General features: G+C 75.3%; 1 protein-coding gene. It reads left to right on the top strand.

The window, feature by feature from the left end; all coding sequences use genetic code 11:
* Positions 1-161, top strand: a 161-nt coding sequence (locus tag QC029_RS30545; RefSeq protein WP_336621623.1) for a M50 family metallopeptidase, incomplete at its 5' end; no start/stop codon positions are given.
* Positions 162-466 lie beyond the last annotated feature (305 nt).

The raw sequence follows: 466 nt of genomic DNA, 5'->3' as shown, positions 1-466 counted from the left end.
TCGAGCTCCAGGGCAAGCGGCGCCGGGGCGAGGCGCCGGACTCCGACGCCGACCAGCTCGCGCGGCTGACGCACGCGCCCGCGGCGCTGGGGCTGCTCCTCTTCCACGCCGTCGCGCTGGGCTCCCTGACCGGCGGCGGGCGGTGGCTGCTGGGCCTGTGACGCCCCTTCCCCACGCCTCCCGGCACCGCTCCCGGCGCCCCCGGAACCCCTCACCCCTCCTCGGCGCCGCCCGGCATCCCCGGGTCCCGGCAGTGTCTTGACAGTGCCCCAGCGGTGCCCCGGCAGTGTCTTGGCAGTGCCCCAGCGGTGCCCCAGCGGTGTCCCGGCGCGTTCCCCGGTGTTCGATCGGATTCCCGCCGCGTCCGACCCACTAAAGTTGGGTCCATGACCGCCAACACCACTCTCTGGCCTGCTCCGCTCGCGTCCGGCGCCGTCGACGCGACCGTCACCGTGCCCGGATCGAA

This window comes from Streptomyces sp. DH37 (genome assembly GCF_029813835.1).
Classification (GTDB): Bacteria; Actinomycetota; Actinomycetes; order Streptomycetales; family Streptomycetaceae; genus Streptomyces.
The sequence above is the reverse complement of the archived record's forward strand: the minus strand, read 5'-3'. Positions and strand labels throughout refer to the sequence as shown.